The 7,063-nt window shown below is 55.3% G+C and carries 8 protein-coding genes and 1 pseudogene; 5 read left to right on the top strand and 4 right to left on the bottom strand.

The features are described from left to right. The coding region (locus ACP0KA_RS27625) for a hypothetical protein (protein WP_424632155.1) at nt 1-292 on the bottom strand (292 nt) is incomplete at its 3' end. Between ACP0KA_RS27625 and ACP0KA_RS27620 the strand changes: the two genes are divergently transcribed. Further along, a complete protein-coding gene (locus ACP0KA_RS27620; RefSeq protein ID WP_424632154.1) occupies nt 279-749 on the top strand; it encodes an NUDIX domain-containing protein in 471 nt (156 codons plus the stop codon). The two genes, ACP0KA_RS27625 and ACP0KA_RS27620, sit on opposite strands and share 14 nt — an antisense overlap. Nucleotides 750-794: 45 nt before the next feature. After that, entirely contained in the window at nt 795-1,292 is a 498-nt protein-coding gene (locus ACP0KA_RS27615) for a DUF421 domain-containing protein (RefSeq protein WP_424632153.1), read from the top strand. Nucleotides 1,293-1,399: 107 nt separating this feature from the next. Here ACP0KA_RS27615 and ACP0KA_RS27610 read toward each other — a convergent pair. After that, nucleotides 1,400-2,177, bottom strand: a pseudogene (locus ACP0KA_RS27610) (potassium channel family protein). Nucleotides 2,178-2,858: 681 nt separating this feature from the next. Here ACP0KA_RS27610 and ACP0KA_RS27605 point away from each other — a divergent pair. Next, on the top strand, nt 2,859-4,031 hold the full coding sequence (locus tag ACP0KA_RS27605; protein ID WP_424632152.1) for a PHB depolymerase family esterase: 1,173 nt from the start codon (nt 2,859-2,861) through the stop codon (nt 4,029-4,031). Nucleotides 4,032-4,210: 179 nt separating this feature from the next. Here the strand turns inward: ACP0KA_RS27605 and dinB are convergent, their stop codons facing one another. Then, nucleotides 4,211-5,287, bottom strand: a complete 1,077-nt coding sequence (gene dinB / locus ACP0KA_RS27600) for a DNA polymerase IV (RefSeq protein ID WP_424632151.1) — start codon at nt 5,285-5,287, stop codon at nt 4,211-4,213. Between the two features lie 244 nt (nt 5,288-5,531). On the opposite strand from dinB, the gene ACP0KA_RS27595 reads away from it, so the two are divergent. Next, nucleotides 5,532-5,882 carry a cupin domain-containing protein gene (locus ACP0KA_RS27595; protein ID WP_424632150.1) on the top strand — a complete coding sequence of 117 codons (351 nt, stop codon included), beginning with the start codon at nt 5,532-5,534 and terminating at the stop codon, nt 5,880-5,882. Between the two features lie 239 nt (nt 5,883-6,121). On the opposite strand, the gene ACP0KA_RS27590 is transcribed toward ACP0KA_RS27595, so the two are convergent. Beyond that, the gene (locus ACP0KA_RS27590) at nt 6,122-6,349 is read right to left on the bottom strand and encodes a DUF6894 family protein (RefSeq protein WP_424632149.1); all 228 of its coding nucleotides are present in this window, start codon (nt 6,347-6,349) and stop codon (nt 6,122-6,124) included. Nucleotides 6,350-6,722: 373 nt separating this feature from the next. On the opposite strand from ACP0KA_RS27590, the gene ACP0KA_RS27585 reads away from it, so the two are divergent. Continuing rightward, a complete protein-coding gene (locus tag ACP0KA_RS27585; protein WP_424632148.1) occupies nt 6,723-7,049 on the top strand; it encodes a low affinity iron permease family protein in 327 nt (108 codons plus the stop codon). Nucleotides 7,050-7,063: the final 14 nt, after the last annotated feature.

The following is a 7,063-nucleotide window of genomic DNA, read 5'->3' as shown; positions in this document are numbered from 1 at the left end:
TGGGAGCTCTAGCGGCTTTTTTTTCGGGGCGAGCAAGTGCCGTGAGACCGACGGTGACCAGTTCGCCGCGAGCCCGTCCGAACATATAACGCATCGGGCTGACGATAGTAGATGAAGTCCGGCAAAGTAACGGTGGCGCCTGCCACACGCGGTCAACTTGCTTGTTGACTGCCTTTAGCGGCGTGTCACGCTTCGACCTTCTCCTTTTTTGGTAGTTCCACCCCCATTTCAGGCAGGCGGCAAGCAGCGAGCCGCGCGGCCTAGCGTACAAAGTGAAAATGGTATCCAGCAAACAGAGCGCAGGAATTCTGCTTTTTCGGCGCATGGAAAATGGCATTGAAGTATTGCTCGGTCATCCCGGCGGACCTTTCTGGAGCAGGAAAGACCTGGGCTCGTGGTCAATCCCCAAGGGACTGATCGCAGAAAATGAAACGCTCCTAGCCGCGGCAAAGCGAGAGTTTGCCGAGGAGACGGGACATCGCCCACGCGGCAAGTCACTGCCCCTCGGCGAGGCCAAACAGTCCGGTGGCAAAGTCGTACACGTCTGGGCAGTCGAAGAGGACTGGGACGCTGACAGTCTTCGGAGCAACACATTCGAGATGGAGTGGCCAACGAGATCGGGCAGACGAAAAACGTTTCCGGAACTCGACCGCGCCGCTTGGTTTCGTATTGAGGAGGCTCGAACAAGAATTTTGAAGGGGCAGGTGGTTTTCCTCGACCGATTGCTGGATGCTATTTCGGATAACTAAGTTCACGTCTGCAAAGGGCGTGTTTCGCGCCGCTTGGAGCAAGCCATGTATCCATCGGTAGACTGGAATTCCGTCTTCGTGCCGGCGATTGGCCTCGCAGAGATCGTCGTCCGCGGAAGTCTCATGTACCTTGGGCTATTCATGATCATGCGCTTCATGGCGCGACGCCAGGCGGGTCATTTCGGACCTGCGGACCTCCTTGTAATCGTGCTGATTGCCGATGCTGCTCAGAATGGCCTTGGAAAAGAGTATGGCTCGGTCACTGAGGGTCTTGCCCTCGTTCTTACAATCGTTGCGTGGGAATATCTGTTGGACTGGATGGCCTGGCGATTTCCAGCAACGAGGCCGTATCTGAAGCCGCCAAGCCTCACGCTCATTCGTAACGGCAGATTGCTTCCGCAGAACCTGCGCAAGGAGATGATTACCGAGGATGAATTGAGGTCGCAGTTGCGCGAGCAGAGTGTCGAGGACTACGCGGAGATAAAGTTGGCAACTCTGGAAGGCGACGGACGGCTCAGCGTTCTTAAGGGTAAATCGAGGTAGACGCACAAATTTAGGAAGGTTGTTCTCGAAACCGACGCACCTAAGGCGCTTCCGCCGTGTAAGCCATTGCTGAATATCAGCTGCGGTTTCAGTTTGCCGGGAGGTGGCTAGGTCAAGCCTTCATCGGGAATGTTCAACACCGTGCCACACGCCTTGCAATGCACAGCATCGCTATCGTGGCGCTGGGAGCCCACAGGTCGGGCAGGGGAACCGCACCTTGCTCGGCGTCAAGAGCGCGCGGGCGAGATTGAAGAACAAGGTTACGCCAAAAATCATGATGACCACTGAAATTAAGCGGCCGACCGTACCATGCAGGGTAATGTCGCCAAAGCCAGTCGTCGTCAGTGCTGTGACGGTGAAATATAGCGCATCGGCATAATTGGCGATCTGATCATTGCGAAACTTCTGGGTTTCGTAAACGACTGCAGTCATCACGAAGATGAACACTGCGAGGTTGGTGACGGCAAAGAGCACCTCCTCGTTGCGCCGAAAGAACGGGCTATCGACCCGTAGCCGCACCAGCATTTGATAGTCACGCAACAGCCGCAACGTTCGCAAAATTCGGAGAAAGCCGCCGGCTTCGCCTGCCAGGGGCGCCAGGAATGAAACGATCGCGACGATGTCGGTCCAGGTCGAGAGGCGCGTGAAGTCGCGCAGCCGATGCCGGCTAACAAGTAGGCGGGCCGAGAAGTCGGCAAGGATCACGAGCCCGAACAAAACGTCGAGCGTTTCAATAACTTGGCTGGAGGGCAGGAAAGATGTCGCGATGATGAACAGCACCGTAACAATATCGAATGCGAGCAGAGCATAACGGAAGAAGATGCCGCTCGGTGTTGCACCCTCGTAGAGAGATCGGATCTGCTTCTGGAGTGACACGAAGGTCATAGCGACAATTTCACCGTTTCAGTTCAGATTGCATCGGATGTCGAAGCTTGGACATGCAGAGCATAGAGAGCCATTCGCGTTACTCCGATGAACCGATCCGTCGCGCCTGCTCCAGTACTAGAGAACTCAGCCATGGCAGTGGGTTCGTAAAGACTTGGCATCGAACGATCGGCCAGGATCGAAGGCTGAGCGAAACTGATTAGCAGGCAATGTACTAACGCAACCCTCAGCTGCTTCGTCCGTTCATCGATATGCCGCAATGGTCGACGCGATTTCTTACTAATGCTGGGACGTGGACTGCGCGACCCGCAGCCTTCCCCGCGCTCGGATGCTACGTCATCCTATGGGTCCTGTTCGACCGCGAATCTTTTGATTGGCACGCCGCAACAACAGTTCTCACGCTTTGCATGACCCTCGTATTTCAACGACACGCAGGCTCTGCAAGCTTAGTTGGATGAACTGCTCCCCGTCCACAAAGCGGCTCGGAATGATCTAATCCCTCTCGACGAGAAAGAGCTTGAAGACCTTGAGAAGATCCGAGGGCGAGCGGTTAAGCGCTCCGCTGCGCGCTCGGTTCCCCGCCACTATGAAACCAACTTCTGAGCTTCGTGTTTATTATGTGCAGTGCAGCAACTTTCTGGCTTCGTGGCAGTTTGTAGTCTTTCTGACCAAGGAACTGCCGTGTCCCTAGCAAAAAACATCGAGTTTCTTCGACGCCTTCCCAAGCTGGACAAAATAGCTGGATTAGGCGGGTTTCATCGATCCCCAGGATCCGGTACTGCTCGAAGTCCATTAATCGAGACGTCAAGATTCGGATCGAACCCCGGCAATTTGCGAATGCTTTCGTTTGTGCCTGAAAGCATTCCCCCAAAAAGTGGACTGGTTGTCGTGCTCCATGGGTGTACGCAAAACGCTCGAGGTTACGACGCGGGTGCTGGATGGTCGACGTTGGCGGAGCGTTACGGATTTGCGCTCCTCATGCCGGAGCAAACAACATCGAACAATGCCAACGGTTGCTTCAACTGGTTCAATCCCGAAGACACGATACGAGGCAGCGGTGAGGCGCTCTCGATTCGTCAAATGATCGATCACATGGTGCGCAAGCACGGTATCGATCCGCAGCATATTTTTGTCACCGGCTTATCCGCCGGCGGTGCGATGACATCTGTCATGCTTGCAACGTACCCCGAGGTATTTGCTGGGGGCGCGATCATTGCTGGGCTTCCATACGGCGTCGCGAGCAATGTGAAGGAAGCGCTTAGCAGCATGTTCCAGGCCCCGTATCGATCGCACCGTGAGCTGGGAGATCTGGTTCGGCGAGCTTCACCTCATCAAGGACCATGGCCGAAATTATCGGTTTGGCACGGAAGTGCGGATCGCACTGTCAATCCGGTCAACGCCGATGAGATCATCAAGCAATGGCTGGATGTCCACGGACTTCCGCTGTCGCCGAAGTCTGAAGACATGGTCGACGGCCATCCACGAAAGTCGTGGCGAAATTCCGAGGGACAGACAGCTGTTGAATCGTTCACAATCAGCAATATGGCTCATGGCACGCCGCTTGGGATTGCAGAAAACGGCGAGCTATTCGGCACCGAAGGAGCGTTTCTCATCGAGACGGGAATATCTTCATCATTTCATATTGCGAAATTTTTCGGGCTGACCGGAAAGGTGCACAAAGCCCGAGAGACTTCATTGACAACAACGCCGCCGGTACTTGAAGTTCTTAGGAACGATCAACAGAAACAATCAAACTCAGGCGGGTTTGGATCGAGAACCCGGAGACGCCAAAGCGGCATCGACGTCAATGCAGTGATCACGCGTGCTCTTACGGCGGCCGGCTTGATGAAGTGAGCGCGATGATGACGAAAAGTTAACCGCACACAGTTTCGCACCAGAAACGATACGAAATCGGTAGTGAGAACCCGCGTACGACGCCTCTCGCACTTGTCGAATCCGCCGTGTGCTCGAGCGGCACAAATTTTCGAGCGAGGTGCACAGCTCCTCAATGTCACAGCAGAAGCAATGGTACGCTAAAGCGAAAAGGTCAGTTGGCCCGGGTCGCTCTCAGTTTCGTCCTGAAGGGCCGACAGCGAGACGCCAAGAAGGCGGACCGGCTTAGGAAGTGGCATTTCTTTCTGAAGCAATGCGATTGATAAGCTCTCCAGTCCGCTGCGGCTGGAGATCGCGACCGGCACCGATTTGCTACGTGTAATGATCTCGAAGTCGTTGAACTTTACTTTCAGCGTAACCGTTCGAGCCCGGATACTGGCGCTTTCGCAGTACCGCCACACCTTCTCGATCAATGGCGCCAACTCGGCAGCCATGGCGTCAAAATCGCTGAGATCAGTAGAGAACGTGTTCTCGGCGCCAACCGTTTTCCGGGGTCGGTTTGATCGGACCTCACGGTTGTCGATGCCTCGCGCAATCCAATAGTAGTACGCTCCGGCCTTGCCGAAGTTCGCTTGCATGAATTCTAGCGTCTGGTTGCGCATGTCGAGACCAGTGTAGAGGCCTAGCGCATTCATCTTCGCGCTTGTGGCGGGCCCGATACCGTGGAACTTGGCGACGGGCAGGACTTCAACGAACGCTGGGCCCGTGTCGGGAGTAATCACAAACTGTCCATTCGGCTTGCGGTAGTCGGAGGCGAGCTTCGCCAAGAATTTATTGTATGAGATCCCAGCGGACGCGTTGAGGCCGGTCTCAGCCTTGATCTTGGCACGGATCGCCAGCGCGACGTCTCGAGCCAGCGGAATGCCTTGGAGATTTTCGGTGACGTCGAGATAGGCCTCGTCGAGCGAGAGTGGCTCGATGATCGGTGTGTGTTCGGCGAAAATCTCCCGGATCTGTGCGGAAACAGCCCTGTAGACATCGAAGCGCGGCTTAACAAAGATCAAATCTGGACACTGCCGCTTCGCTGTTACGGAGGGCATCGCGGAGCGAACGCCGAATTTGCGTGCCTCGTAGCTCGCCGCCGCCACAACACCGCGTGCCGCCGAGCCGCCCACCGCGACTGGCTTGCCGCGCAGCTCCGGATTATCGCGTTGCTCAACCGATGCGTAGAACGCATCCATGTCGATATGAATGATCTTGCGATGAGGGTCTGACAAGGAAGCGTCGTTGTTCTGAGTCGTGGTCCAATATCCAATATTAGCACAGCGTCCGAGCCTGGGCGGGTCTCTCGTGGCCACGCGAGTGCGCATCAAACTCAGTATCGTGCTATCCGAGCCTCACGCATGAGCATTCAACTCCAAGTCGACTCACCCCGCGAAAAATGATCTGCTTGATGTCTGGAAGCGGCAGCGAGGCACTTCAGCCGCAGAGGCCGAAGAACGTCAACAAGGAGGCGAGGCGATGGAACTTGTAACAAACATCCGGCCACCGAGCGAGCGCACTTATGGTCTAGAGCATATCGCGGTCGGGTCTGACGTGCGAGTCTCTGCGTTAAGTCTGGTGGGTGACGAGCAAGTCGAATGGCATTGGCATTCAAGCACCAGCGACATCTTCTTCTGTCTTGAAGGAGTCGCCATTATCGAAACACTTAGGCCAGACAAAATCGTCCAATTAAAGGTTGGCGAGAGGTACGAAGTATCCGCTGGTGTACCTCACCGTGTGACGCCGCTAGGCGGTAAGACGTGTCGGCTTGTGTTGGTCCAAGGCGTTGGAAAGGCGGATTTCCACCGAGGATCCCAGACCCCCACATAGTGATGCGGGATTAGATCCGCGCCGTCTTGATTGGGAGAGTATCATTCGCGTTTTTTGTTCTAATTTTATCCAGTTGGGAACCAGTTCTTTTGAAGCGTAAACCAGCATGCCCCGGCGGGCGGCGGGTCCACGGCGCTCTGTCAAAGAGAGCGCGAGCCACGAGTGATCCTGGCTCACTCGCTGCCCGCGCCTTCCGCCCTCTTGTGCCAGTATCGACCGGTTAGTCTTTGTCAGATGACTTATTTCTTCTCAGCCCGTACAAGAATCTCGAAGATCGGATTTGCGAACTCGTCTGTGACTTCCATCCGCCAGTCGTGGCCGGGCCGCAATTGGCCGTCGAGCTCTTTCAGGTGATCTCCGGCTGATCGGGTGGCCGCCTCCCAAGCCGAGTCTTTATTGTCTAGGTCCAGACCGTCTACATCCTCATAAAGCCGGTCATGGCGAATGTTGAAGAAATATCGCGGCATCGGACTCCTCGTTTTACTTCGAGGTGAAAATGCTAAACGCAAGTCAATGTTCTTGGCGTTTTTACCATGAGTTTTACTGCACGCGAGACCTAAGCGACTTTTGACCGCGTGCAACGTTGACTCGCGCTGTTATCTGCGTGGGGTGCGAAGCCAAGAAATGGGCTAAGCGTTCGTCAGCCTACCGTCGGACTATTCTCGCTTCAATGTCCGCTCATCGGGGAGGGAGAGGATAAAGAGCTCCGTTTCCTGAGGGATCATATTTACCAGCGAGAAGTCGACGTTTTCACACAGGCTGTGGCGGCCGTTGAGCGATACTCAGTACGAGCATGAGGGGCGTTGATGGAACCCTCAGCTGCTCTGCCCGTTCCTCAATATGCCTCAATGGTCGACGCGTTTTCTTACTAATGCTGGAACGTGGACTGCGCGACCCGCGGCCTTCGTCGCGCTGGGATGCTACGTTGTTGTCTGGGTTTTGCTCGACCGCACATCGTTTGATTGGCACGCTGTAACAACCGTCCTCACGCTTTGCATGACACTGCTGATCCAACGCTCCGAACATCGGGACACGCAGGCTTTGCACGCGAAGTTGGACGAACTGCTCCACGTCCACAAGGCGGCTCGGAATGATTTAACCCGTCTCGACGAAAAGGAGCCTGAAGACATTGAGAAAATCCGCGAAGGCGAGCGGTCTGATGATTAGCTGACGGATGAATT

The organism is Bradyrhizobium sp. SYSU BS000235 (assembly GCF_049747295.1).
Classification (GTDB): domain Bacteria; phylum Pseudomonadota; class Alphaproteobacteria; order Rhizobiales; family Xanthobacteraceae; genus Afipia.
This window is presented reverse-complemented; position numbering and strand designations above follow the sequence as displayed.

Excerpts from the sequence above, each read along its gene's own strand:
- ACP0KA_RS27620 (WP_424632154.1), top strand. The coding sequence starts at position 279 with ATGGTATCCAGCAAACAGAGCGCAGGAATTCTGCTTTTTCGGCGCATG.
- ACP0KA_RS27615 (WP_424632153.1), top strand. The coding sequence starts at position 795 with ATGTATCCATCGGTAGACTGGAATTCCGTCTTCGTGCCGGCGATTGGC.
- ACP0KA_RS27595 (WP_424632150.1), top strand. The coding sequence starts at position 5,532 with ATGGAACTTGTAACAAACATCCGGCCACCGAGCGAGCGCACTTATGGT.
- ACP0KA_RS27590 (WP_424632149.1), bottom strand. The coding sequence starts at position 6,349 with ATGCCGCGATATTTCTTCAACATTCGCCATGACCGGCTTTATGAGGAT.
- ACP0KA_RS27585 (WP_424632148.1), top strand. The coding sequence starts at position 6,723 with ATGCCTCAATGGTCGACGCGTTTTCTTACTAATGCTGGAACGTGGACT.